General features: G+C 41.5%; 22 protein-coding genes and 1 riboswitch. Of the genes, 14 read left to right on the forward strand and 8 right to left on the reverse strand.

The features are described from left to right. Positions 1 to 3: 3 nt before the first annotated feature. Positions 4 to 450, reverse strand: a complete 447-nt coding sequence (locus GW828_RS07710; protein ID WP_124015543.1) for a MarR family winged helix-turn-helix transcriptional regulator — start codon at positions 448 to 450, stop codon at positions 4 to 6. Positions 451 to 662: 212 nt separating this feature from the next. Between GW828_RS07710 and GW828_RS07715 the strand changes: the two genes are divergently transcribed. From GW828_RS07715 to GW828_RS07730, 4 genes are all read left to right on the forward strand, one after another. Further along, positions 663 to 1,691 (forward strand): NADP-dependent oxidoreductase, encoded by a 1,029-nt coding sequence (locus GW828_RS07715; protein WP_124015544.1) that lies wholly within the window; start codon positions 663 to 665, stop codon positions 1,689 to 1,691. A gap of 43 nt (positions 1,692 to 1,734) precedes the next feature. After that, complete coding sequence (locus GW828_RS07720) at positions 1,735 to 2,412, forward strand: type 1 glutamine amidotransferase domain-containing protein (protein WP_207891308.1); 678 nt, start codon at positions 1,735 to 1,737, stop codon at positions 2,410 to 2,412. A gap of 129 nt (positions 2,413 to 2,541) precedes the next feature. Beyond that, positions 2,542 to 3,162 carry a glutathione S-transferase family protein gene (locus tag GW828_RS07725; RefSeq protein ID WP_124015546.1) on the forward strand — a complete coding sequence of 207 codons (621 nt, stop codon included), beginning with the start codon at positions 2,542 to 2,544 and terminating at the stop codon, positions 3,160 to 3,162. Positions 3,163 to 3,382: 220 nt separating this feature from the next. Then, positions 3,383 to 3,982 carry a hypothetical protein gene (locus GW828_RS07730; protein WP_124015547.1) on the forward strand — a complete coding sequence of 200 codons (600 nt, stop codon included), beginning with the start codon at positions 3,383 to 3,385 and terminating at the stop codon, positions 3,980 to 3,982. Here GW828_RS07730 and GW828_RS07735 read toward each other — a convergent pair. After that, positions 3,972 to 4,805, reverse strand: coding sequence for a TIGR03899 family protein (locus GW828_RS07735; protein ID WP_124015548.1), 834 nt, complete (start codon positions 4,803 to 4,805; stop codon positions 3,972 to 3,974). The genes GW828_RS07730 and GW828_RS07735 overlap by 11 nt on opposite strands. A gap of 67 nt (positions 4,806 to 4,872) precedes the next feature. Beyond that, positions 4,873 to 6,087, reverse strand: coding sequence for an MFS transporter (locus GW828_RS07740; protein WP_273059323.1), 1,215 nt, complete (start codon positions 6,085 to 6,087; stop codon positions 4,873 to 4,875). A gap of 306 nt (positions 6,088 to 6,393) precedes the next feature. Here GW828_RS07740 and hemG point away from each other — a divergent pair, with 306 nt between their 5' ends. Continuing rightward, positions 6,394 to 6,915 (forward strand): menaquinone-dependent protoporphyrinogen IX dehydrogenase, encoded by a 522-nt coding sequence (hemG, locus tag GW828_RS07745; RefSeq protein ID WP_182697500.1) that lies wholly within the window; start codon positions 6,394 to 6,396, stop codon positions 6,913 to 6,915. Positions 6,916 to 6,918: 3 nt separating this feature from the next. After that, complete coding sequence (locus tag GW828_RS07750) at positions 6,919 to 7,449, forward strand: cytochrome b/b6 domain-containing protein (RefSeq protein ID WP_124015551.1); 531 nt, start codon at positions 6,919 to 6,921, stop codon at positions 7,447 to 7,449. 124 nt (positions 7,450 to 7,573) lie between these two features. On the opposite strand, the gene GW828_RS07755 is transcribed toward GW828_RS07750, so the two are convergent. Continuing rightward, positions 7,574 to 8,230 carry a thiol:disulfide interchange protein DsbA/DsbL gene (locus GW828_RS07755; protein WP_273059320.1) on the reverse strand — a complete coding sequence of 219 codons (657 nt, stop codon included), beginning with the start codon at positions 8,228 to 8,230 and terminating at the stop codon, positions 7,574 to 7,576. 457 nt (positions 8,231 to 8,687) lie between these two features. Further along, complete coding sequence (locus GW828_RS07760) at positions 8,688 to 9,353, reverse strand: DNA-J related domain-containing protein (RefSeq protein WP_124015553.1); 666 nt, start codon at positions 9,351 to 9,353, stop codon at positions 8,688 to 8,690. A 369-nt stretch (positions 9,354 to 9,722) separates the two neighbouring features. On the opposite strand from GW828_RS07760, the gene GW828_RS07765 reads away from it, so the two are divergent. From GW828_RS07765 to GW828_RS07790, 6 genes are all read left to right on the forward strand, one after another. Next, positions 9,723 to 10,289: a phosphoribosyltransferase gene (locus tag GW828_RS07765; RefSeq protein ID WP_101085918.1), complete on the forward strand. Its 567-nt coding sequence runs from the start codon at positions 9,723 to 9,725 to the stop codon at positions 10,287 to 10,289. Positions 10,290 to 10,465: 176 nt separating this feature from the next. Then, positions 10,466 to 12,379: a peptidase U32 family protein gene (locus tag GW828_RS07770; protein ID WP_124015554.1), complete on the forward strand. Its 1,914-nt coding sequence runs from the start codon at positions 10,466 to 10,468 to the stop codon at positions 12,377 to 12,379. Between the two features lie 195 nt (positions 12,380 to 12,574). Further along, positions 12,575 to 12,898, forward strand: coding sequence for a DUF3622 domain-containing protein (locus GW828_RS07775; protein WP_182697498.1), 324 nt, complete (start codon positions 12,575 to 12,577; stop codon positions 12,896 to 12,898). A gap of 125 nt (positions 12,899 to 13,023) precedes the next feature. Further along, positions 13,024 to 13,689 carry a hypothetical protein gene (locus tag GW828_RS07780; RefSeq protein ID WP_182697497.1) on the forward strand — a complete coding sequence of 222 codons (666 nt, stop codon included), beginning with the start codon at positions 13,024 to 13,026 and terminating at the stop codon, positions 13,687 to 13,689. A gap of 374 nt (positions 13,690 to 14,063) precedes the next feature. Beyond that, positions 14,064 to 14,280: riboswitch (cobalamin riboswitch) on the forward strand. Between the two features lie 140 nt (positions 14,281 to 14,420). Continuing rightward, the gene (locus GW828_RS07785) at positions 14,421 to 16,400 is read left to right on the forward strand and encodes a TonB-dependent receptor (RefSeq protein ID WP_273059317.1); all 1,980 of its coding nucleotides are present in this window, start codon (positions 14,421 to 14,423) and stop codon (positions 16,398 to 16,400) included. A 142-nt stretch (positions 16,401 to 16,542) separates the two neighbouring features. Then, positions 16,543 to 17,283, forward strand: coding sequence for an HDOD domain-containing protein (locus tag GW828_RS07790; protein WP_124015558.1), 741 nt, complete (start codon positions 16,543 to 16,545; stop codon positions 17,281 to 17,283). Here the strand turns inward: GW828_RS07790 and GW828_RS07795 are convergent. Next, entirely contained in the window at positions 17,266 to 18,168 is a 903-nt protein-coding gene (locus tag GW828_RS07795) for a LysR family transcriptional regulator (RefSeq protein ID WP_273059315.1), read from the reverse strand. The genes GW828_RS07790 and GW828_RS07795 overlap by 18 nt on opposite strands. Before the next feature lie 155 nt (positions 18,169 to 18,323). Between GW828_RS07795 and metE the strand changes: the two genes are divergently transcribed. Then, entirely contained in the window at positions 18,324 to 20,615 is a 2,292-nt protein-coding gene (metE, locus tag GW828_RS07800; protein WP_273059313.1) for a 5-methyltetrahydropteroyltriglutamate--homocysteine S-methyltransferase, read from the forward strand. A gap of 211 nt (positions 20,616 to 20,826) precedes the next feature. After that, on the forward strand, positions 20,827 to 21,039 hold the full coding sequence (locus GW828_RS07805; RefSeq protein WP_124015561.1) for a dodecin: 213 nt from the start codon (positions 20,827 to 20,829) through the stop codon (positions 21,037 to 21,039). Between the two features lie 14 nt (positions 21,040 to 21,053). On the opposite strand, the gene queG is transcribed toward GW828_RS07805, so the two are convergent. Beyond that, positions 21,054 to 22,283, reverse strand: coding sequence for a tRNA epoxyqueuosine(34) reductase QueG (gene queG, locus GW828_RS07810; RefSeq protein WP_165870056.1), 1,230 nt, complete (start codon positions 22,281 to 22,283; stop codon positions 21,054 to 21,056). A 40-nt stretch (positions 22,284 to 22,323) separates the two neighbouring features. Then, positions 22,324 to 24,210 carry a diguanylate cyclase gene (locus tag GW828_RS07815; protein ID WP_273059311.1) on the reverse strand — a complete coding sequence of 629 codons (1,887 nt, stop codon included), beginning with the start codon at positions 24,208 to 24,210 and terminating at the stop codon, positions 22,324 to 22,326. Positions 24,211 to 24,352 lie beyond the last annotated feature (142 nt).

The raw sequence follows: 24,352 nt of genomic DNA on the forward strand, positions 1-24,352 counted from the left end.
CAGTTAGAACTCAATATGCTTAGACAGTTTTAGTCTAAATTGATCCAGACGTTGTTTTAGATCGCTCAGTTCAGCAAGGTCGATACCGCATTGCTCAACAATACATTCGTGGATCTGCTGGGCCCGAGGTTGGAGAAGATAACCTTTTTCGGTTAATTGCATGCATAGCACTCGCTCGTCTTTAGGCTCGCGAATACGCTTAAGCAGTCCATCGGTTTCAAGGCGTTTGATGACTGGAGTTAATGCACCCGATTGTTGCCCAAGTTTGCTGGCTAAGGTTTTTAAACTTAAACCATCTTGCTCCCAAAGCACTAGCATTACTAAATATTGAGTGTAGGTGAGCCCAATAGAGTCAAGTAAAGGTTTATAGAGCTGCACGATTGCCAATGACGTCGAATAGACAGCAAAACAGAACTGATTCTCAAGTAGCATGGGTTTGTTTTTATTCATATCAGTGCTTAGCTCGCAAAATGGTTGGTGGTATTTAGGCTGATCAATTTAAGTAAAAGAAACGTATTAGTCGACCTTGGTTGTATATGGTATCAGTGTTTAGCTGATATGTATTACAGGTATGAATAGCTTTTAACATTTGCTAATCACTTAGGTCATATTGTCTTCTCGTGCACCATCTGATGGTGCCTATGTCATTTAAAGGATACAAGATGAACACTCAAAACCGTCGTATTGTTCTTGCCAGCCGCCCCCAAGGTGAGCCAGTTGCTCATAATTTCCGTTTAGAAACCGTTAACAAACCAGTGCCTGGCGAAGGTGAAGTCTTATTGCGTGCGGTGTATTTATCACTTGATCCTTACATGCGTGGCCGTATGAATGATGCCAAATCATATGCCGAGCCGGTTGCTATTGATGATGTCATGGTTGGCGCCGCGGTATCACAAGTGGAAGTGTCTAATCATCCTGATTATAAAGTGGGTGAGTGGGTATTATCATTTGGTGGTTGGCAAGATTACTTAGTGTCTAACGGCGAAGGCTTAATGACATTAGGTGACAATCCTACTCATCCTTCTTATGCTCTAGGCATTATGGGAATGCCCGGTTTTACTGCGTACATGGGGTTATTAGACATTGGCGCGCCCAAAGCGGGTGAAACTGTTGTGGTTGCCGCGGCCACTGGTCCTGTTGGTGCAACAGTTGGTCAAATTGCTAAATTAAAAGGTTGCCGCGTTGTAGGTATTGCTGGTGGCGCTGAAAAATGTCGCCATGCCAAAGAAGTACTCGGTTTTGACGAGTGTATTGACCATAAAGCGCCTGACTTTGCACAGCAATTGGCAACACATTGCCATGATGGCATAGATGTGTATTTTGAAAATGTTGGCGGCAAAGTATTTGATGCTGTGATGCCGTTACTCAATACCAGTGCTAGGGTGCCAGTCTGTGGCTTAATTTCTCAGTATAACGCGACGTCGTTACCTGATGGTCCCGATCGTTTGTCATTATTAATGGGCACTTTGCTGGTTAAGCGCATTAAGATGCAAGGTTTTATTATTTTTGACGATTATGGCGATCGTTACCCAGAATTTGCCCAAGATATGGGCCAATGGTTGGCACAAGGCAAGATTCAGTATCGTGAACAAATTGTCGAGGGTCTTGAAAATATGGCCTCAGCCTTTATTGGGCTTTTAAAAGGCGAAAATTTCGGCAAGATTGTCATTAAAGTAAACAATCCTCTGTAATCTGAGTGATTACGAATAAATTTACACTATTTAAGGAATAACAATGAAAGTATTAATGGTATTGACCTCTCACGACACACTAGGCGACACAGGTGAGAAAACCGGTTTTTGGTTAGAAGAACTCGCTGCGCCTTATTACGCATTTACAGATAAGGGTGTTGAAGTGGTACTGACTTCACCTAAGGGTGGCAAGCCACCATTAGACCCAAAAAGTGATCAAGCTGATTTTCAAACCGATTCAACTCGTCGTTTCGCTACTGACGAAAAAGCTCAGGCACTGTTAGCCAATACTCATACATTGGCATCAATTGACGTAGCAGAATATGACGCAGTATTTTATCCTGGTGGCCATGGTCCATTGTGGGATTTAGCGAACGACAAAGATTCTATTGCGTTAATTGAGCAATGCTACAAAACAGAAAAGCTTTTAGGTTTGGTATGTCACGCTCCTGCAGCGCTTAAATACCCTAAAAAGCCAGACGGAACGCCACTTGTTGCCGGTAAAAATGTTACCGGTTTTACTAATGGCGAAGAAGAAGCGGTACAGTTAACCAACGTAGTGCCATTTTTAGTTGAAGACATGCTGCAGGAAAATGGTGCAACCTACTCTAAGGGTGACGATTGGCACCCATATGCCGTGGTTGATGGTAAGTTAGTCACAGGTCAAAACCCTGCATCATCAGAGTTAGTGGCTGAAAAAATGTTAGCGTTATTAAGCTAATCAGCTGCTTGGTTGAGTTGTTATACTTAACCTTAACTCGAGATTACAAATAAGTAGATTGATAAAAGTAAACCCAGTGAGTTGTTCATTAGGTTTACTTTTCATCACCAACATTACAAGGACGGCTTAATGATTAAATTACATCACTTAAATAAATCACGCTCAAAACGTATAATTTGGTTGTTAGAAGAATTGGGCGTGGACTATGAGCTGGTTGCTTATCAGCGTGATGCAAGCACATTTTTAGCGCCAGAGTCGTTAAAAGCAGTTCATCCTTTGGGTAAATCTCCAGTATTAGAGGCCAGCGGTTACACTATTGCTGAGTCTGGTGCGATTACTGAGTATTTAATTCAAACCTACGGTGCAGATAAGCTGATGCCGACACCCGGTTCTGCAGATTACATTGATTATTTACAATGGATGCATTTTGCTGAAAGTTCTGCTGCATTGCCATTATTATTGAAGATCTTTGTTAAAATGGATGGGGCTGAAACTCGCTTTATCGGTGGATATGCCGATGCTGAAACCGCAAAAGTTATCAGTTACTTTAATGACCGTTTGCAAGGTAAGTCATATTTAGTTGGCAACAGTCTTAGCGGCGCAGATATTATGATGTCGTTTATTGCGGAGCTTGTTGGCCAAAATGGCGAGTTTGAAAAATATCCAAATATTGCAAAGTATTATCAGCAATTAATGAGCCATGCATCATTTAAAAAAGCGATGCAAATCGAAGCTGAACACGATCGTTAATCATTAATGCGTATCCATTTAAAAGACGAACTCAGTTCGTCTTTTTTATTGCTGCAGCGGTTATTTTCATTCAGTTACCCCTAGATTATTGATTATGCTTTTACCATCGGCAGGCCAATGTTTAACAGGCCACACAGTTGGTTTTTGGTTAAAGATTGTTCGCTGTCATACTAAGGTGTTACTATAACAAGGGTTTTATTGCGTGCTACAAGGTTAGATTATGACAACTTTATCAAATGAGGAACTTGCTTATTTCAGTGATGTTTTTTCACCGGCAGATGACTGCACAGACAACGCTTTATCGAAACATTCGTTAAGTGTCGCAACTGAAGTACCCCAAGTGCTTGCGCATATTTTGGGAAATGCCAAACTCACTTTGCTCGCTGAAATAAGCTACTATCGCTTATGGTTTCCATTGACCTTAACAATAGATGATCTTGGACAATTCTCTCCAGAATTGGGGATCCCAGAAGTGATTGATATGCGAGGCGGAGAACGTAGTTGGCGACTGGATGATGTTAAAAATATCAAGGTGATTGATCATGACACTGAGAAATACGTTGAAGTGTTATCCCTGTCTAGCTCGGGTATGACCATTAAGGTGCCGCAAGAACTTAACACTAAAATGCCCCGTTTAACCCAATTGATTTTACCTAATGGTGTTCATCTAGATATGTTGTTTGAACCTGTCAGGACTGAAAATGGGGTGATGGCGGCAAAGATTAGTGCAGAAGGTGAGTCGCGTGAAATATTGCGCCAATTTTTATTTAGCGAACATAAAGCTAAGTATGCACACCTTTATAAAAATATTAACTACTAACGATAAAATCCTTAGCTAACATAACTTTAACCGCATCGATAAAGTCATTGTCATTTTTGGCCTGAATTAATTGGCACAACTCATCACCTACACTGGTAAAGCGATAATAGGTAAATAATAAGTGCTGATCTTTAGGCTTTAGAGTCAAGGTAGTATTAGACATTGCTAACTGAATGTTTTCATTGCTGCTTAGTAACCCTGTTTCAAACTCGCTTTTATGCAAAATCCCCGCATCGACTAGGGTTAAAATACTCGAATAAGGTAAGCCAAATTGCGACAGGCCAAAGTTTGTTTGAGTGTGCTTGCGAAAATATTGTTTTATCCCGCCGTTAATACGATAACTGCTAAGTAATTTAAACCTAGGCTCAGTGTTGATTTTAACTGACATGCCTAAGGCTTTTTCAAATATCTGTGCTTCTCGAAAGGTTAACTGTGTTAACAGTGCCAAGGTGCGAAGGCTAAAGTTGCCTGGATTGACGATTTCGCTGGCTAAGATTCTGGCCCATAAATCTTGCATTTTTCGATTATGGATCTGTTCTGCCATCTTAAAAAATTGATAACGCCAATCAGGATCTAACTCCACTCCAGTCACATCCGATGGCGTATAGTTAAGTGCTAATGCAAAAATGCTCTCAAGATTAGTTTGATGTTGGCTAAGTTGTTTGCGTTGACGGTATTGCGCCCGTTCTGCAACGGATGCGGTAGACGGACGATAATCGTCTTCACTGGCTAAACCGATAATGCGTCCGAGCAATAAGGTTTTTTTGCGCGCAGACACTTGAGTGTTGTCATCTTGTATCTCAGTTACATCAATATCAGCCATCACTCATCCTCTCAGTGCTTTGCGTTTGCGCCAGGTATTTTTGGGTATGACATTTATGTTGAATCGTTTAGTTTTTTGTAGTCAACGGAGACCATAAGGCTTCTTTACCCGGCACCGGATGGCGCGGCACATTGAATGCTAATGCGAGCGAGCATAGGGCAAACCCAGTACCAATAAAGAATACTGCTTTAGGCGAGCTTAACCACAATATACCTAATAACGCTGGAATAATCACCGCGGCAATATGGTTAATGGTAAAGCTTACCGACATGGTTGAGGCAATATCTTGTTTATCGGCAATTTTTTGAAAATAGGTTTTCATTGCAATTGCCATGGCGAAAAGCAGGTGATCGATTACATATAAACCCGCAGCAATATTGGCATCGCTGACATAAGCGTAGCTGCTGAAAATAAGCACTAAGCCAAGGTATTCAATAATTAACGCCTTACGTTCCCCTATGCGACCAATAAAGCGGCCAATCTTTGGGGCAAACAATAAATTCACTAGGTAATTAATCAGAAACAAGGCGGTGATTTCAGACACCGAATAGCCAAATTTCTCAACCATCATAAAGCCGGCGAACACCATAAAAATTTGTCTGCGTGCACCAGAAAAAAACGTCAGTAAATAATACAGCCAGTAGCGTTTTCGCATGATTAGATGCTTGTGCTGAATGGAGCCAATGGCAAAACGTGGAAAGTATACCGCCATCATAAACACCATGAGCAAGCCACAACCACCAATGATGCTGTACATCCAGATATAGTCAAGTTTAAGCCAACTCATGATCAGCCAAATTGATCCGTAACCGACGAGCGCCGCAGCGGATCGCCATGCTAACGCTTTTCCCATAAATCCCGGGGCATCGGCTTTATCAACCCACTGTAATGTCAGCGATTGATTGATGGTTTCAAAATAATGAAAACCTATCGACATCAATACCGTTGTTAAATACAGACCAATCACGTCGGGAAACCAGCCGGTAATGCCCACGCCAATACACAACAAGGCCAAAGATGATAATGCAAAGGTTTGTTCTTTGATCATCAGTAATACAAATACCGCGGTAAAGGCTAAAAATCCTGGTATTTCTCTTAGGCTCTGCAATAAGCCAATTTCGGCGCCGGTGAATGCGGCGCGTTCAATCACAAAATTATTGAGTAATGCCTGCCAAACTGCGAATACCATCGACATAACAAAGGTCATCCACAGCAGGAGGTGTTGTGGGTTTGTTCGTTGGATCGAAATGGGGGCAGCATGTGTAAGTGATGTGTCTGACATGGTTGAAACTCTTATCCCTAAGCTTATCCATCTATAGTGACATAAAATAGTTTTCTAAGTGAACTGTATTTTGCCTGCAATTTGGGGTTATCAGTCCATGATTCATTTGCCATGATAAATCTGACACAAGCTTGGTTATTTGGGGTTTTCTGGTCGATGATTTTCTGCGAAGTACTTCACATTGCATTGAGGCAGTGCATATTAGGTGAATTGCTTATCATGATGACGTGATCTGTTTCATGTAAATTCTGTCATCGGTGGTCTAAGATACTGTATTACTTTAAATGATTTCTATAAGAGGTCAGCATGAGTCAGATTTTACTGATCCATTCTAGTGTGCATGGTTACACTCAACAAATATGTGAGTATTTACAACGTCAACTCGCTAGCCAAGATCAACAGGTGACGGTAGCCCCTTTGGATGACGCTCCCGATTTAGCCTTGTTTGATAAAGTGTATATTGGTGCCAGTATTCGTCATGGCAAACATCGTCCGGCGTTGTACCAATTTATTGAAACCCATCGAGCGCAATTAGAAAGTAAACCCAGTGGTTTTTTTTCAGTGAGTTTAGTGGCGCGTAAACCCCACAAAAATACGCCGCAAACCAACAATTATATGCAACAGTTTTTAAGTCAAAGTGCATGGCAACCTAAGTTGCTGCAGGTATTTGGTGGTAATTTAGATTACCAAGGTTACAACGCATTAGATCGAAATATTATTCGCTTTATAATGTGGCTAACCAAAGGTCCTACCGACCCCAACACTAAGGTAGAATTTACTGATTGGCAAAAAGTGGATCAATTCGCGCAGCAGATCATTAAGGAATAATGGATGAAGCGAGCGACAAGGCTATCGCAATTATTCGATTCTATCGCGACTAAACTGCATGTGATAACCGGCGGATTAAGCGTATTACTTATTGCTACTAGTCCTTGGATATTAATCGGGCGTCGTTTAGCCCCTAATAGCAGCGGGTGGAATCACTGGCATGTTTATGGCGGCCTGTGTTGTGCTTTATTAGCGGTGGCGCTGAGCTTTCATGTTTGTCGTCAGGGTCAATGGCGGCAGTTTTTTCCTTGGCTTGTTGGCGAATGGCGTCAGTGCTGGCAAGACATAAGCGGTTTGGCTCAAGGCCAGTTGCCTCATTCTGGTGGCAAAGGCTTATTGAGCGTGATTGCTGGCATAGGTTTATTATTATTGTTGTTGGTGTCTGTGACAGGTGTTGGCTGGTGGTTGACCCAAGGTGGTGAGTACGCCCTGAGTTTACGTTATTATCACAGTTTGTTTGCCGACTGCTTTGTGGCGGTATTACTGCTGCATGCATTACTTGGACTACTGCATTTACGTGACTTTTTTGATTAGGTTTTCAGTCTGAGTTTGGCACTGTGAGTTTAGTGAGTAAATAAAATGGCTATCAATTGATAGCCATTTTTATTGCAAGTGTTAGGTCTAATCTGTATTTCGACTAAGGATTAGCAGTAAGTTTTTATTTCGATAGAGCTAAAAAATTCATTAATTCAATTAGTTGGTCTAAGCTATTCATCTCATTCATATTAATAGCGTATTTATCATTAACGATAAAGGTGGGGACGCTATTCACTTTATATAGTGCTTGTTGCTGGCGCCACAAGGCTAATTGTTTCTCGGTATTACTGCTGTCGGCGATGTTGTCATAGGTTGCGGCATCGATGCCAAATTCGCTGAAGACTTTTCGAATGTCTTCACGGCTATTGATTTGTGATTGATGCTGGTGACCTTGAGCATTGTGATCATGGCCATTAGCACCTGCATCGCCTTGAATAGCGCTAAACATTGCATGGTTAAGTTTGTCTGCTTGACCAACCTGGTGAATAACAGCCAGTGAACGCATTACTTCAGTGCCTAAGTCACTGTTCATAAAGTCTACATGCTTAGTGTCAAAGCTGATCTGTTTATCTAATCCCGCTTTAATTTCAGGAAGATATTGAGTTTCCATGTTGAAGCAGTTATGGCAGTAAAATGAAAAAAACTCAGTAATTTTAGGTGAACTGGTCACCATGTTATTCGATATTTGAGTGTAATGTTTACCGGCAATAAACGGTGTGGCGAGTGTGCTAAATGAGGCTGTTATTAGCATCAGTGTAATGGCAAAATATTTAATCATGTAAACCTCAAATCAATGTGGATGGCAAGTCATCGCGAGCAATAGACTTATCTGCTTTAGTTAAATAGGGTAAGTTTTTAAGCTGAATTATGACTTAAATCATCACTTAAAAAGGCGCTAATTTCGTGACCGATGCGTGCTTTATGAGGTTAACTGCGGATATTGAAGTGAGCCAATTGAATCATGTAGCGAGATGATGTGATGAGGTGGCAATAAAAGATGTGTTTCTGCTGCAGGGATTATTCCGCTCTGTTGATGTTATTGAGTGCTGTAAGCGTTGGCGATTAACAGTCAATGCGCCGCTCAACATGTTAATGTGGACTCGTTATACGCAGTACTATGAGTGATAGGGACAGATACTATGAATGATAGGGACAGATACTGTCGACGTTGTCGTTATGCTAATGGTTTATACAAAGGTGCAGTTAAGCCATTAGCTGGTAATTATGTTTGCAGACTAGAGTGACTCTTTTAGAGTTTGCCATGCTTCGCACACTTCACGGAAACGTTCAGCATTGCCTTGATCGCGGTCTGGATGCCATTTAAGCGCCAGCTTACGCCATTGTTTACGGATGTCTCTATCGGTAGCAGTTTCATCCAGTTCAAACACTTTTAAGGCTTGGCCCACATGCATTAACTTGATATTAACGCCAATATACTCTTTATAAGTTGACCAGAACGACTCGAGCATTTCTCGCACTACGTTAACGCTGGCATCGTAATTAGCCCAGTCGAGATAGTAATCGCGTAATGCACCATCGCGAATATGTTGGACATCTGCACTGGCCGGAATAATCCTAAATATTTGGATTTCCATTGCCTTAACTTGTAACCACTGTTTGGGCATTAATATATCTTGTAATTCATACAAGGCATTCATCAATAAAAAGTTACGTTTAAAAAGATCTTTTTCCGGTAACGGATCAAGGTTGTGCATTAGCCCTTTGGCTTGCAGCTCGCTGGCTAAATGATGCACTTTCCAACTTTGATTAGTTGACTGCAATAAACTCAGCACAGGCCATATAAGCGGATTATCACTTTTATTTGCATTGATTTGATTGCTTTTATTTGTATCGTCCCATTCAGGAGCATGGGCCGAGTGTAAGGTTTTATTGAGTAACATGGTGGTGTATTCATCCTGAATTGGCGATAAATTCTACTTATCATGAAACCACACTATGCCATAGCCGTTGTTAATCACAAGTAGATTTATACTCGCAGAGATGTCGATTTGAGCCTGCATATGCAGCTTTATTTGGCGATCTGGACCTCGACCTGAATGTAATGCTTAAGTGCTTTGTAATCTGGCGCCGAGCAAATGATTCAATCAAGCGAGGATGGACATCATCCACTGGTTGATAATAGGGTATTGCGATTTCATGAAGCGGTTAAATTTTTTATTTACCTTGATCAATTAATTACTATTCTTACAGGCAAGAAAGCTTTATTTGGTATAAAATTCCCCGCAATAAAATAATCGGGGGCTTAACCAATGACAGATAAACACTTTATTAGTGCGCAACAACTACTGGAAGATTCATTTAGACTCGCTGCACAAGTGTATGACAGTGGCTTTCGACCACAGTTTATTGTGGGTATTTGGCGCGGTGGTGCTCCAATCGGTATTGCAGTACAAGAATATTTCGATTTTAAGAAAGTTGAAACTGACCACATCGCGGTGAGAACCTCTTCTTATTACGGCATTGGAACCGATAAGCAAGATAAAAATATTAAAGTACATGGTCTGCATTATATTATTGAAAACGCTAACGCCAGTGATGGTTTGTTGATTGTTGATGACGTCTTTGACTCAGGACGCAGCATTGATGCGCTTATTGGTAAGTTAAGAAAGTTTATGCGCTTGAATATGCCAACGGATATCCGTATTGCCTGCCCTTACTACAAACCGAAAAATACCAAAGTGGACCTAAAACCAGAATATTTCATTCATTCATCTGAAGATTGGTTAGTGTTCCCACATGAAGTGTCTGGTTTAAACCCACAAGAAATTGCTGAAGGCAAAGCTGACTTTAAAAACATCCAAGAGTTGTTTTTATAAGCGTAATGCTGCACAGCTTATCGCGGTTATTAGCAACGAATTTACTTAGAACTTTGGGTAAAGTTTGCTAAAATACAAGCACTATGCGAGTGCGCCAACATACTTATGTCAATGCGATAATATTAGTATGTTGGCGCACTTTTTTATCCGAATTGATGCGAAATTTAGTTAACATTATGGTTTCTGTAGAATTGTTCACCCCAGAGGCTCCTGTAAAGCGCCAGTTAGAACTCTTAGCCCCCGCTAAAAATGCCGATTATGGCATTGAAGCTATTCGTCATGGTGCTGATGCGGTTTATATTGGTGGCCCAGCGTTTGGTGCCCGTCACAATGCTGGCAACAGTATTGAAGACATTGCTCGCTTAGCAGAATTTGCTCATCGTTATCATGCCCAGGTGTTTGTGGCCTTAAACACTATTTTAATGGATGACGAACTTGATAAAGCCCAAAAGCTAATTTGGCAGCTTTATGAAGCGGGTGTCGATGCCTTGATTGTGCAAGACATGGGGGTGTTACAATTTGATCTTCCGCCTATTGCGTTACATGCCAGCACCCAAACCGATAACCGCAGCCCAGAAAAAACGGTATTTTTTGAGCAAGTTGGTTTTTCTCAGGTGGTGTTAGCCCGCGAGCTGAATATTCCCCAAATTCGTGATATCGCAGCCAGCACAAAAATGAAGTTAGAGTTCTTTATTCATGGCGCTCTGTGCGTCAGCTACAGTGGTTTGTGTAATTTAAGTCACGCTTACTCTAATCGCAGTGCTAATCGCGGTGAATGTTCACAAATGTGTCGATTACCCTGTAATTTGACCACGCGCGAAGGCGAGGTCTTAGCCGAAAATAAGCACTTATTGTCATTAAAAGATAATAATCAAACGGATAATTTAGAGGCGTTAATTGATGCGGGTATTAGCTCGTTTAAAATTGAAGGCCGTTTAAAAGACATTACTTACCTTAAGAATGTTACCGCACATTATCGCCAGCAGCTTGATGCAATTATTGCCAAGCGTGCCGATCTTGAATCTATTTCTCATGGTCGTTGCGAATTTAATTTCACTCCCGATCCTGATAAAAGCTTTAACCGCGGTAAAACCGATTATTTTGTTAATGAACGGACCGAGGCGATTGAGCATTTTAGTTCGCCTAAGTTTATTGGTGAAAAAGTGGGCCGAATTACTCATGTCGGTAAAGACTTTATTAAAATCGATACCAGTGAAAGTGGTAAAGACATTCACTTTAACAATGGTGATGGTCTGTGTTTCTTTGTTGAGCATTATGAAACTCAGCGTTTGTCTGACGATAAACTCTCTGGTGTACGCATCAACCGCGCTGAGGGCAACACTTTATATTTAACTGAAGTGCCCAAAGATCTTAAAATTGGGGTGATGATGTTCCGAAACTTTGATCATAAGTTCGAAGCTATCCTCAACAAAGATTCAGCTAGCCGTAAAATTGCTGTCGATATGCAATTCTTTGATACTGATGACGGCGTAGGCTTAACGATTACCGATGTGCATAATATTAGTGCCACCGTCACTTTAGTGTGCGATAAAGCTCCTGCTAATGATCAAGCTAAAACCGCTGAAAATTTGAAAAAACAACTTAGTAAACTTGGCAGTAGCGACTTTGTGCTGAATAAGATTAATTTGCTGACACAAACCATGTGGTTTTTACCTGCCTCTGTGGTCAATGAGTTACGCCGCGATGCTGTAAGTGCATTAATGGCGGCAAGGGTTGCCAGTTACCAACGACCTGAGCGTTGGGTGCATGATAAAACGGCGCGTTTTCCACAAAAAGCATTGAGCTTTTTATCCAATGTGGCCAACGAAAAAGCCAAATCGTTTTATCATCAGCATGGGGTGATTCAAATTGAAGACACCTATGAAAAAAATAATGTGTTACATGATGCGCCGTTAATGGTGACCAAACATTGTCTCCGCTACAGCTTTAATTTATGCCCGAAAGAAGTTGAAGGTATTAAAGCTGATCCGATGTTTTTAGATGTTGGCAAAGATAAATTGAAGTTAGTATTCGACTGCCATAAATGCGAAATGATGATTGTTGGCTCCAACCAATTAGTCAAACAATAATGGTGTAGCAGCAATATTTTATTCATCATTGCTTTTCCAGTGGCAATATTCTCCTTGTCACTGGATAAGTTTTTTGAATAAGCTGAAAAAACAGCCATTAAATAGCTGCCCAAACTCGTGCGTTTCGAGTACACTGCGCGGCTGAAATTTCACGGGTTTAAGCCTGTGATACCTTAAGTTAGGAAAGAATAGATTATGAGCGATAGCAAAAAGTATGCTTTACGTGTTATTCAAATTGAAAACACGTGGAAAACTGAAATTACTCGTCGTATGACAGCGACTAAAACCATAGTATCAAAAAGCCAAGATGGTTTTGCCACAGAAGCTGAAGCCATTGCATGGGGCGAGCAATCTCTGCAAGGTTTTTTAGCTAAGCAAGCTGATCGTAACAAGCGTAAAACTGAGAAACACCTTAAAGCTAAAAGCGTAGCCGCGGCCATTGCTGCTGAATCAGCTATCGACGAAGAAGAACTTTTCGACGCTGAAGATGATGCTGAAGATGACGAAACGTTTAATTAATATGTTATCCAAGATGTAAATGTTATAGATAAGTTTCAATTTTTGTATGTTCAGGATAGGATATGCTCAATTAGAATGGTTTCGATCAACTTATCTTTATCTTGACCAAATAAGGATTCATTTGGATGAACAAGATTGCTGCAATTATTGGCTGCTCGGGGTGCATAGGGATATTGTTCCTGTTCCCGAGTAGTGCATCTGCTACCTCTCAAATCCCCATGACATTTGGTGAAGTTGGTCATTCATCAGCTACTGCTGTGATGTCTGATGATGTTCAGCAACTGACAAAGCTGTCTGCGAAGTTTGGTTTTTTACCACCATTGGATTGGAAGCTTGCCTTTAACGAAAAACGTGGTGATATGACCATGGCTGAGTTTGTTCCTAGTGATGAGTCGTTAAATAATTGGTCTCGTTTAGTCTGTATGCAAGGCTTTAAGGGCTTAGCCGATGACGTTGAACCAGAACAATTTTTAAATTCAATGGCTGACACTTATCGACAACATTGCCAAGGGCAGGTTATTTATCAACAGCTCGGCAGTTCTAAGGTGGATGGCCTCGAGGCTGTGCATGGTTTATTAGGCTGTACCAGTATGCCTAATATTCATAGCGCTTCAGCTGTGATTGAAACGTCTTTTATATCCCCTTTACAAGGTGAAATGGGCTATTTTACGGTAATAAGTGACGACGATGATGTCTACCTTATTCATAAATCTATTCGTACCGACATATTTACTCCTGATACAGCACCTATCACTATCGATAATTATCGTCAGTTTATGACCCAGCCCTAATCATTTTTCTCGGTGTTGAACATTAACCCGAAGATGTCATTTACACTTATTTGTATCCAAGTTTTAACTATACATCTTGATGTTTACGAATATAAATGTGTGCTCACCAGTTCCCTTAGCCTTTAAGACCATAGCAATCTATGAGTTTATTTATCATTAAGTTGAATTATCTGTGAGATTACCTTTTGTAAGTATGAAGTACACCTTAGGATCCGTTATAATCGCCGCGTTATTATTTTGCCGCGCAGACGGTTACGTTTAGCACGCAGTGACTTAATACAAGCTTGTCATAACCAAAGACATATTTTTTAATGTTGAGCTGAGCCTCATGTTATTTTAATCGCTCACCTAAAGGCTAAATCAGCGTTGAGGTGAGTGAGTCAATCTTTATGGTGCTTGCCGTGGGTCAATATCCCACAGCAGGATAATCGGGAAACCAGTGCAAGTCTGGTACTGCCCCCGCAACGGTGATTGGTGAGAGTCAGGTGCGCAACTCGATTGCGTTAATCATCTAGACTCGCGCGTGCTATACCATTGAGGTCTTAGCACCACAGCCTTAGTCCGGAGACCGGCCTTAAAGGTGATTTCGATGATTTCGGTGGGCAGATCTCGAAATGTAATATAATACCGCTTGTTGGCATACCCTAAGAATTGAGCTGTAGATTTGCCAACAGTCGTCATCTATATTGCGGCACTTTTGCCCCATTTTTCCTTTCAGGAGTTAAAGGTAAATGGGTACTAAACCAACAAAAATTGCATTGCTATTAAGTGCATTCTTCAGTGTAGTCAGTGTGAATGCTATGGCAGCAGACTCAGAGGCTACATCTTCTTCATCTTCAGCAATCAGCATGGATGAAACCCTAGTGGTTATTGGTCGTAATGCTGCTAAGCCATTAAATATTGCTGCCAACGTCAATGTGATTGATGCTGCTGACATTCAAATGAGCGGCGCGACTAACTTAACCGATTTATTACGTGGACAATCTGGTATTCAGGTGTCGGATAATAATTCGGGAACAGTATTTTCTATGCGCGGATTTTCAGCTTCGCAAGCGGCGAATAACACCCTGATTTTAGTTGATGGTCGCAGACTGAATAACATTGATATTGCTGCACCGAGTATTGAATCTATTCCAATTAACTTAATTGAGCGAGTTGAGATTCTATCTGGTAGTGCTGGTGTGTTGTATGGCGATCAAGCTGTTGGCGGCGTTATCAATATTATTACTAAAGCACCAACAGAAACCAGTGGTGGCATACAAGTCAGTGGTGGCAGTTTTGACACTTATGAAGCTAAAGGTGATATTTCGGGTGCTATCAATGATGCATGGCGTTACTTTTTAGCGGCGAGTTATAACAAAAGTGATAATTACCGCGACAATAACGACAATGACACCAGTTCTATTTTAGGTCGCATTCAGTATCAAACTGACGTAGAAGACTTTTTTGTCGAAGTTAATTATTTTGATAATGATCGTCAAGTACCAGGTGCACTGACCTTAGCGCAATATGAAGCCAATCCTCGTCAAGTGGCTCCCTTTTCTGAGGGTGAATTCACTCATGAAATGACCACCGCATTACGCAGTGGCTATCAGTACCAGTTAAATAATATTTGGGCATTGAGTGCCGATTTAACCTATTCTGACACGTTAATCACCAGTCTGCTATATGGCAGTGAAGGGCGAATTGAGCGTGACTTATTAAGCTTTTCGCCTAAAGCGACCGCCAATTATCACTTAGATCATGGCGACTTGAATTTGGTCACCGGCATTGATGTGAGTACAGGTGAAGCAGATTTTGATACGGCTTCTATTCAACGCAATAATAAACAGACTCAACGTAGTGCTTATGTTCAAGCATCAGTGCCTATTACCAAGACATTATCTTATGTAGTAGGTGGCCGTTACTCGGAAGTGACTGACGATTTGTATGATCAGTTACTTTATCCTAACCGTATTGAAATTGATAATGACGCCCATGCACTTGAGTTTGGTGTTAATTATCGTCCGAGCAGCGAACATCGTTTTTATGTTCGTGCTAATGATAACTTCCGCTTTGCCAAAGTCGATGAACAAGCTTATACACCGCTGACAACTCAAGGGTTAGATCCACAAACGGGTCGCTCTTATGAAGCGGGTTGGGATTATACCACTACCACTCAAACATTGAAGATCAATGCTTATCAACTTGAATTAGAAGATGAGATTGTTTACGAAGGTGGTCGTACCGATGGTCCTTATGGTGGCGGTGCTAACGTTAACGCTGATAAATCACGTCGTTTTGGTATAAGCACGGCTTATGATGTTCAGCTTTCAACGAATTGGTTATTAGGTGCGTCGTACGACTATATTGATGCAGAATTCACTCAAGGCGAGAACGATGGTAAAGCATTATCTTGGGTGGCTAAGCACTCTGGTAAAGCTTATATGAGTTACGATATATCAGCTCATTGGCAAGCGTTTGTTGAAGGTGTTTACACTGGCCAGCGTTACATGGAAGGCGACAACAGCAATACTGGCGATAAGTTAGACAGTTATGTATTAACCAACCTTGCGTTGAATTACAGCTATGTAGGGTGGAATGCCAGTTTACGTGTTGATAATTTACTTGATGAAGACTATGTCGGCACAGGGTATTACTCTGCTTATGGCAGTGGCTATTATTCAGGTACTGGTCGTTCAATTAGACTTACAGCGGGTTATCGTTTCTAGATAATTTAGTTGATCAAGTCTTAGTCACAACAGCCAGTAAATTATTACTTATGAAAGCCAGTGAACTATCGCTGGCTTTCGTTTTAATATACCGTTAAATTGATTAATAGTGTGTTAATTTTAAAAAAGGTAATCGATAGATATGACGAGTCTTGAGCAACAAGTTTTTACTCAAGTTAAAGCTATTATTAGCAATGAAGAGCAAGTCATTGGTCGTCGTGGCATATTAATTCCATTAAAAAAAGCCCTGATTAACGAAGCTGATATTAGAATCGTAATCGACATAGTCTCTGCTGATCCGGCATTGGCTGCACACTTGTTATTGCGCAGTAATAGCGCCCATTCAGCTGGAATGATATCGACTAAAAGTCGCAGTGTTAAAGATTGCTTAATTCGTTTAGGCCAAGTGAATATCTATCGATATGCATTTTCATTTTATCTTAAAGAACGCCTTGATGAACTCCCTGAACCTTACAAAAAATTGGTTCAAGGTTATTGGGCCTTAAATGAAACGATTGCGGATGATTGTTTAGAACAGTTACGTGAACAGATTGAAACCGGTGATAACATCAAAATTGATGCGGATGAAATGCAAACCTTAGCATTATTTAGTGTTTTTGGTCAGGTGATTGTATTAACGGCTTTTGCCTATTTAAATGCAGAGCTGTCTCGTCCCGTGTCACTAAAAGTATTAAAATCACTGATTGATAACCAGCAACAACAATTATCCCTTGATGCATTTGATGCATTAGGATTGGATGACGATTTACGCGAAGAGTTTTTAATTGCCCATAACTTACGCCAAACACAAAACCCTGATTCACCAGGACTTGTGCTTCGACGCGTGTTATCTAAAAGAGGTTTATTAATCAACCCGCTGTAAATTTATACCTTCACTTGCTACCAGCTCGAGCCACTGTTGGATTAAATTTGCATTAGTGGCATCGCGGCGATACGCGCCAAACAATGGACGTTTTAGTCCTTCTGCGCCTAATTTTACCGCCGTAAGACTCAGCCCCTGACTTTCTCGGATAGACCAAGTTGGTAGGGTGGCTACGCCGTCATTACAGGCAACTCGCTGCAATAACATTGAGGTTAAGTCGCATTGTTTTTGCTCACCAGGTTCAATACCAGCGGGCTCTAAAAAGTGTTTGTATATGTCTAAACGCGCGAGAGGCACTGGGTAACTGATTAAAGTTTGCTTTGCCAATTGAGCTGGGGTTACAAAGGCTTGTGCCGCTAATGCGTGATCACTGGCAACGACTAACTTTACTTCAAAATCAAATAGATGTTGATAAGCTACGCTATGTCCAGGCACTGGGTCAGAGGTGAGCACTATGTCTAAACTCCCCGTTTCCAACGCATTGAGTGAATCAAATAAATGACGACTTGAAATATCAATTTGAGTTGCTGGCGCATATTGTTTAAATTGTTCAATAACCGGCATTAACCAACGAAAACAACTGTGGCATTCAATGCCGAGCTTAAGTTGGTGGCTTTCACCCTCTAAACCGCGCTTAAGATCAGATTCGGTTGCAATCACTTTCGGTAAGATTTCTTCCGCTAAATTCAGCAGACGTGAACCTTCGTGAGTAAACGTTAACGGTTTACTTTTACGAACAAAAATAGTTGAGTTAATCCGTGTTTCTAACTCTTTTATTTGATGAGAAAGCGCCGACTGGGTTACAAATCGTTTTTTAGCTGCACCCGCTAAACTGCCACTTTCCTTTAACGCCATCAAGGTGCGAAGGTGTCTAAGCTCTATCATTTTCTCTCCACATGAATCTTGCTCAACTAGCCGATGAAATCAATTCGATTGCTTGACAGCAGAGTAGCACAATAAACTTCTAGACGTCCAGACGCCTATGCGGGTTTTTCTGCATAAATGGCTATAAATTTTGCTTCAACGAAAAGGAAAGCAGCATGAAAATTTCAAGTTTAGGATTTCCCCGCATTGGACGTCAGCGTGAATTGAAGTTTGCACTTGAGCGTTATTGGCGCGCAGAAATCTCATTATTTGAACTGAAACAGGTCGCCAGTGAATTAAAAAAAACGCATTGGCAGTGGCAAGCAGATGCCGGCGTTGAATTAGTTCCAGTAGGCGACTTTGCTTATTACGACCAAGTATTAACCCTAAGTGCGACTTTAAATGTGATCCCAGATCGCCACCGAGCTACTCAAGCCGATGGCAGCCAAGAGCCTATCGATATAGACACCTTATTTCGTGTGGCCCGTGGCCGATCGCAAACTGGCCAACATGCCTGTGCAGCAGAAATGACTAAGTTTTTTAACACTAACTATCATTATCAAGTGCCTGAACTTAGTGTAGATCAAAGCTTCGAGATTGCCTTCGAACAGTTGTTTGATGAGGTCAGTGAAGCGCAGCAACTCGGTCATCAAGTAAAACCGGTATTGCTTGGCCCAGTGACGTATTTGTATTTATCGAAAAGCCTGACTGAGTTTAATAAGCTATCGTTATTACCGCAGCTACTGACGGTTTATCAGCAGATTTTGCAACGTTTTGCTGACCAAGGTGTGAGTTGGGTACAACTTGATGAGCCGGTATTAGCCGCAGACTTAACCGAGGAGTGGCAACAAGCCATTCGCCACAGTTATCAATTTTTAGCGCAACAAAAACCGGCATCATTGAAGATATTACTTGCCAGTTATTATGGCTCTATTGGCCATCATCAAGCATTGGTGAGTGCATTATCGGTTGATGGTTTGCATCTTGATTTAGTCACAGCACCACAACAAGTTGAGGCGTTTATCAAAGCGCTCGGCAGCCAACAAATTTTATCGGTTGGAGTGATTAATGGTCGCAACGTGTGGGCTGCCGATGTTGATGTTATTGCTGATCAGCTGGCAGAATTAGCGACCACGTTGGGCAATCGTTTGTGGATTGCACCTTCATGTTCATTGTTACATTGTCCGGTTGATGTTGACGTCGAGACGCAATTGATCAGTCCGTTACAGGGACAATTAGCATTTGCCAAACAGAAACTGTTTGAACTTAGTGACATTCAGCAGCTAATTAACGATCAAGATTCACAAAGCAGCCAAGTGATTATTGATCGTTGCCAGCAAAGGCGTTTAGCCACAGCTGCTGCAGCTAATCAAGAGGTTGTTCAACGTGTGTTACAGCTTACTGCGAGTGATTTTGAACGTCATAGCCCTTTTGCTCGGCGTATTATTGCTCAGCAACAGAAGCTAGCACTGCCATTACTTCCCACAACCACCATAGGCTCATTTCCGCAAACGCCTGCGATTCGTGGTTTACGCAAACGCTGGCGTAAAGGCGAAATCAATGACACTGATTACCGATTACAGCTTGAGCAAGTCACTCAGGACACCATTTGTCGTCAACTTAAACTCGGTATTGACGTATTAGTGCACGGTGAAGCTGAACGAAATGACATTGTGGAGTATTTTGGTGAACAGCTCGATGGTGTTGGCTTTACTCAATTTGGTTGGGTGCAAAGTTATGGCTCTCGTTGTGTAAAACCACCGCTAATTTATGGTGATGTATCACGTCCTAAGCCGATGACGGTTGATTGGGCTACCTATGCGCAAAGTTTAACCGACAAGCCTGTCAAAGGCATGCTAACAGGCCCAGTGACCATCTTGCATTGGTCGTTTGCTCGAGAAGATATCCCTCGTCAAGATATTGCCAATCAACTTGCGTTAGCGGTGCGCGATGAAGTGATCGATTTAGAAAAAGCCGGCATTGGCATTATTCAAATTGACGAGCCAGCATTTCGTGAAGGTTTACCGATTAAGCAGAGCCAGTGGGCAGATTATTTAACTTGGGCAGTAGATGCCTTTAAGTTGTCGGCGGCTGGTGTAGACGATGCAACTCAAATCCATACTCACATGTGTTACAGCGAATTTAATGACACCATTAATGCCATAGCGGCTATGGATGCTGATGTGATCACCATTGAAACATCGCGCTCACGGATGGAATTATTGAATGCGTTTGAAGATTTTTGTTACCCGAACGAAATTGGTCCTGGGGTGTATGACATTCACTCGCCCAATATTCCAACGGTAGCCGAAATGGTTGACCTTATTACTAAAGCTTCGCAGAAAGTGCCGGTGAAACAATTATGGGTTAACCCTGATTGTGGTTTAAAAACCCGTACTTGGGATGAAGTAGAGCCAGCGCTGCGCAATATGATTGCAGCGACTAAAGTGCTTCGACGCCAGTTTTAATTAGCATGATCCTGCTCACAATGGGTCATTGTGCTTCACCAGCTGATCGCTGGAGCTGCGGCTTTGTTGCAGAACTCTGTGATTAACTTCTCAACCTTGTGATACTGGCTGATGGGGTATTCACTGCGGACTCATTGAGCCTATTTGCTGTGAACTGAGCCATTATTGACTACACTCAAAATACGTCTTTCAGTTAACAAAAGGAGCGATTATGAGTCACACTTATAAAGTCATTGAGCTAGTGGGTTCATCACCGATCAGTTCAGATGAGGCGATCAAAAATGCGATTGCAGAAGCCAATAAAAGTTTATTACATTTGCGCTGGTTTCAAGTTATCGAAACCCGTGGTCACTTGGAAGAAGGTTTAGTGGCTCACTGGCAAGTCACCGTTAAAGTGGGTTTTACCTTAGACCCTAATGCTTAGTTGTCGCATGTGGTTTATGCATCTCTGGGTAGACCCTTTTGGATTGATCTGATCACTCGTTGAGTTTTACGTGAAAGCGCCGACTGTGGCGCTTTTTGTATTTGTTGCACTAATGCCCATTCAATATGTTCAAGCACCATGCCATCTACTTCATCACTGTGTTTACGTTGCTCTAATGCACTAATAATGGCCGGATTAGCCGGAGCATTACCTAATGCTATCGCGATATTACGTAACCAACGTTTATGGCCAATTCGGCGAATCGCGCTGCCTTCTGTTTGGCTTAAAAATTGGCTTTCAGACCACGCAAATAGAGTCAGTAAATCGGGTTGAATAAGCGCACTGCGAGTATGAAAATCTGTCTCTTGGGTCAGTGGTGCTTTAGCATTAACTGGGCACACGAGTTGGCAATCATCACAGCCATAAATACGATTGCCGATGAGTGGACGAAACTCTTCTGGAATAGCGCCCTGCAATTCAATGGTTAAGTAAGATATACATCGCCTTGCATCGACCACATAGGGTTCGACAATCGCATCTGTTGGGCATGACTTTATGCAGGCTACGCAAGTGTTGCAGCCTTCTTCGATTGGGATATCTAACGGCAAAGGTAAGTTAATTAATAACTCGCCGAGGAAAAACCAACTGCCGGCATCAGGGTGTAAAATGAGTGAGTGCTTGCCCGTCCAGCCTAGTCCCGCTTTATCGGCTAATGGACGTTCTAAAATCGGTGCAGAGTCAACAAACGGTCTAAAATCTGTGTTGTGAAAGTCGAATTGTTGGCAATATTGATGAATTTTATCACCGAGTTTTTTAAGCCGTTGGCGGATTAATTTATGATAATCACGTCCACCGGCATAGCGAGAAATATAACCAAGGTTGGGGTCGGTTAAATTACTGGCAAAGCCAGCGTCAGGCGGTAGATAATCCATCCGGGCACAAATGACTCTAATGGTTCCTGGATGTAATTCAGCGGGTCTAGCCCGCATCATTCCATGATTAGCCATGTAAGCCATCTCACCGTGGTAACCTTTATCTAACCAATCTTGTAATACTGCCTCATGTTGGCTTAAGTCGACATCAGCAACACCAATATGAGCAAAACCAAGTTCTTTACCCCAAAGCTTGATCTGTCTATTGAGCACATCAAGCTGAGCTGCGGTCAATGGGCAGGGCTCGGGGATTGAATTGATCTCAGGATCGGTAATTGGATCAGGCGTTAATACTGGGGTCGTTGTTGTCATAACACTATCATTAAGTAAACACATGGAAATTATACGCGTTTTACTCGGCTTTGACACAATTTCGGCCGGCAGCTTTGGCAGAATAGAGCGCTTTGTCGGCTTTTAGCAATAATGGCGACAACTCTGTTTCATTGGTGTAACTGGCGACTCCGGCACTGATTGTTTGATGCAAATTAGGCGAGATTTGTGACCAATCATATTTTGCTATGGTCTCGACTAAGCGATTAGCAATCTCAATGGCTTTTGCTTTGTCGATATTAGGTAATAAAATCAAAAACTCTTCACCACCAACTCGACCAATCACATCAGTGTCACGCATCATGCTTGTACTAATTACCGCTAGTTTTACCAGTACTTTATCGCCCATATCGTGGCCTAATGTATCGTTAACGGCTTTAAAGTTATCAGCGTCAAATGAAATCAATGATAATGGCGTGGATGATTGCTGAGCGATTTTTAAAAAGTAATTACTTTGAGAATGTGAATCACGTCTATTGGCTACTTTGGTCAGTTCATCGGTGAGCGCTAAACGCCTAAACAGACGTTTTCTGAGCAGTTGTTTGTAGGCGAAGATAGATACAATCACTAAAATGATCGCGACTAAGCTGATAATAATGATCTGCATGTCTTCATTGCGCTTCATGATGTCCAATTGCAGCTGTTTTTCTTTATCCCTTTGAATAAGCATTGTATTTTCAGTTTGAATCTTGTTGTTATCAAATCGAGCTTGCATCTCCGCATTGCGCTCTGAAAGTACTTTTTTGTCATATGATAGATGTGACTCGACAAACAATTTTAGGGTTTCATACGCCAGTTGCCATTGTTGTGAGGCTTGATATATTTCGCTTTTTAGCTGCAACACTTGATTGAGGCCACGGATATTATTACTGAAATTAAATGCTTTTTCAGCCTGGTCAATATCGATTAATGCTTGCTGATAAAGCTCTTGCTGGTAATGCACCTTGGCCATAAATAAATTCATGTAGCTATAACTATTATCATTTTTGGGTGTAATCACCTTTTGAGCATCATGCAGAATCACCTCAGCGTCTTTAAGTCTATTTAAGCTGATTAAGTTACCGGCAATACTAATAGATGCATCCGCAGCAGCAATAGGGTTATTTTCTGTTAACCAAAAATCGCGCGTTTTTTGGAAGCGTTCAATGGCTTCTTCATAACGTTCAAGCTTCTCTAATGACAGCGCAATTTGATTATTGGTGAGATTGGCTTCATAAATCTGTTTATTTTTGAGATAACTTTTTTCGAGTTTTATTTGATATGTTAATGCGGTCCGGGCATCGCCAAAGCGGCGATAACTATTGGCCAGCTCACCTAAATTAACATTTGCCCAATAAGTTAAATTAAGAGACTCATATAAGTTTTGCGCTGTAATAAGATCTTCAAGTGCTTCAGAAAAATTACCTAAATAAGATAGGATTGCACCTCTAGTGCTTCGGCCATCCGCAATCAAGCGCGGGTCTTCAAGTTTATAAGCATTAAGTATCGCTGTATTTAGGTCGGCAAATAAGCTGTCACTTTCTCCCTGCGCATACAAAAACCAAGCCTTACAATACTGCAGATCAATCTGGATTAAAGAGGGGGCTGGCTGACGATATATTTGCAGGTATTTATCGGCATATTTAACCGCGGCTTGCATTTCTTCCGTTGTGTTCGCCGGCAAACTCCAGCAATTAAGACGTATATAGAGTTCTTGGCGAATAATATCGTCATCCGACAAGATACTTTTATACTCGCTGAGTAATTTACGATTATCTTCATCGGATATAAAGTTACCACTGTCTAATAGTGTGTAAATTTCATCGGCGCGTAAATTCTTCACTGGATTAGCATAAGCAATGCTGCTAAATCCAATGGCACAGACAAGCATAATGATATGAATAATGCTGCTTAGCTTTAAAGTGGGCAAGGATGCATTTTCTCAAGTAGTTATTGTTAATTCTATGTGACAAAGACTAACAGACTTCGACTTGAAAAGTCTTGTGATTAAATTATAGCCTTGCGTTATTGTTCAATAATCTTATTTTTATCAATATGTTAATCTTATTCAC

Origin of the sequence: Shewanella vesiculosa (genome assembly GCF_009994065.1) — a bacterium.
Lineage (GTDB): Bacteria > Pseudomonadota > Gammaproteobacteria > Enterobacterales > Shewanellaceae > Shewanella > Shewanella vesiculosa.

Excerpts from the sequence above, each read along its gene's own strand:
- GW828_RS07710 (WP_124015543.1), bottom strand. The coding sequence starts at position 450 with ATGAATAAAAACAAACCCATGCTACTTGAGAATCAGTTCTGTTTTGCT.
- GW828_RS07715 (WP_124015544.1), top strand. The coding sequence starts at position 663 with ATGAACACTCAAAACCGTCGTATTGTTCTTGCCAGCCGCCCCCAAGGT.
- GW828_RS07720 (WP_207891308.1), top strand. The coding sequence starts at position 1,735 with ATGAAAGTATTAATGGTATTGACCTCTCACGACACACTAGGCGACACA.
- GW828_RS07725 (WP_124015546.1), top strand. The coding sequence starts at position 2,542 with ATGATTAAATTACATCACTTAAATAAATCACGCTCAAAACGTATAATT.
- GW828_RS07730 (WP_124015547.1), top strand. The coding sequence starts at position 3,383 with ATGACAACTTTATCAAATGAGGAACTTGCTTATTTCAGTGATGTTTTT.
- GW828_RS07735 (WP_124015548.1), bottom strand. The coding sequence starts at position 4,805 with ATGGCTGATATTGATGTAACTGAGATACAAGATGACAACACTCAAGTG.
- GW828_RS07740 (WP_273059323.1), bottom strand. The coding sequence starts at position 6,087 with ATGTCAGACACATCACTTACACATGCTGCCCCCATTTCGATCCAACGA.
- hemG (WP_182697500.1), top strand. The coding sequence starts at position 6,394 with ATGAGTCAGATTTTACTGATCCATTCTAGTGTGCATGGTTACACTCAA.
- GW828_RS07750 (WP_124015551.1), top strand. The coding sequence starts at position 6,919 with ATGAAGCGAGCGACAAGGCTATCGCAATTATTCGATTCTATCGCGACT.
- GW828_RS07755 (WP_273059320.1), bottom strand. The coding sequence starts at position 8,230 with ATGATTAAATATTTTGCCATTACACTGATGCTAATAACAGCCTCATTT.
- GW828_RS07760 (WP_124015553.1), bottom strand. The coding sequence starts at position 9,353 with ATGTTACTCAATAAAACCTTACACTCGGCCCATGCTCCTGAATGGGAC.
- GW828_RS07765 (WP_101085918.1), top strand. The coding sequence starts at position 9,723 with ATGACAGATAAACACTTTATTAGTGCGCAACAACTACTGGAAGATTCA.
- GW828_RS07770 (WP_124015554.1), top strand. The coding sequence starts at position 10,466 with ATGGTTTCTGTAGAATTGTTCACCCCAGAGGCTCCTGTAAAGCGCCAG.
- GW828_RS07775 (WP_182697498.1), top strand. The coding sequence starts at position 12,575 with ATGAGCGATAGCAAAAAGTATGCTTTACGTGTTATTCAAATTGAAAAC.
- GW828_RS07780 (WP_182697497.1), top strand. The coding sequence starts at position 13,024 with ATGAACAAGATTGCTGCAATTATTGGCTGCTCGGGGTGCATAGGGATA.
- GW828_RS07785 (WP_273059317.1), top strand. The coding sequence starts at position 14,421 with ATGGGTACTAAACCAACAAAAATTGCATTGCTATTAAGTGCATTCTTC.
- GW828_RS07790 (WP_124015558.1), top strand. The coding sequence starts at position 16,543 with ATGACGAGTCTTGAGCAACAAGTTTTTACTCAAGTTAAAGCTATTATT.
- GW828_RS07795 (WP_273059315.1), bottom strand. The coding sequence starts at position 18,168 with ATGATAGAGCTTAGACACCTTCGCACCTTGATGGCGTTAAAGGAAAGT.
- metE (WP_273059313.1), top strand. The coding sequence starts at position 18,324 with ATGAAAATTTCAAGTTTAGGATTTCCCCGCATTGGACGTCAGCGTGAA.
- GW828_RS07805 (WP_124015561.1), top strand. The coding sequence starts at position 20,827 with ATGAGTCACACTTATAAAGTCATTGAGCTAGTGGGTTCATCACCGATC.
- queG (WP_165870056.1), bottom strand. The coding sequence starts at position 22,283 with ATGACAACAACGACCCCAGTATTAACGCCTGATCCAATTACCGATCCT.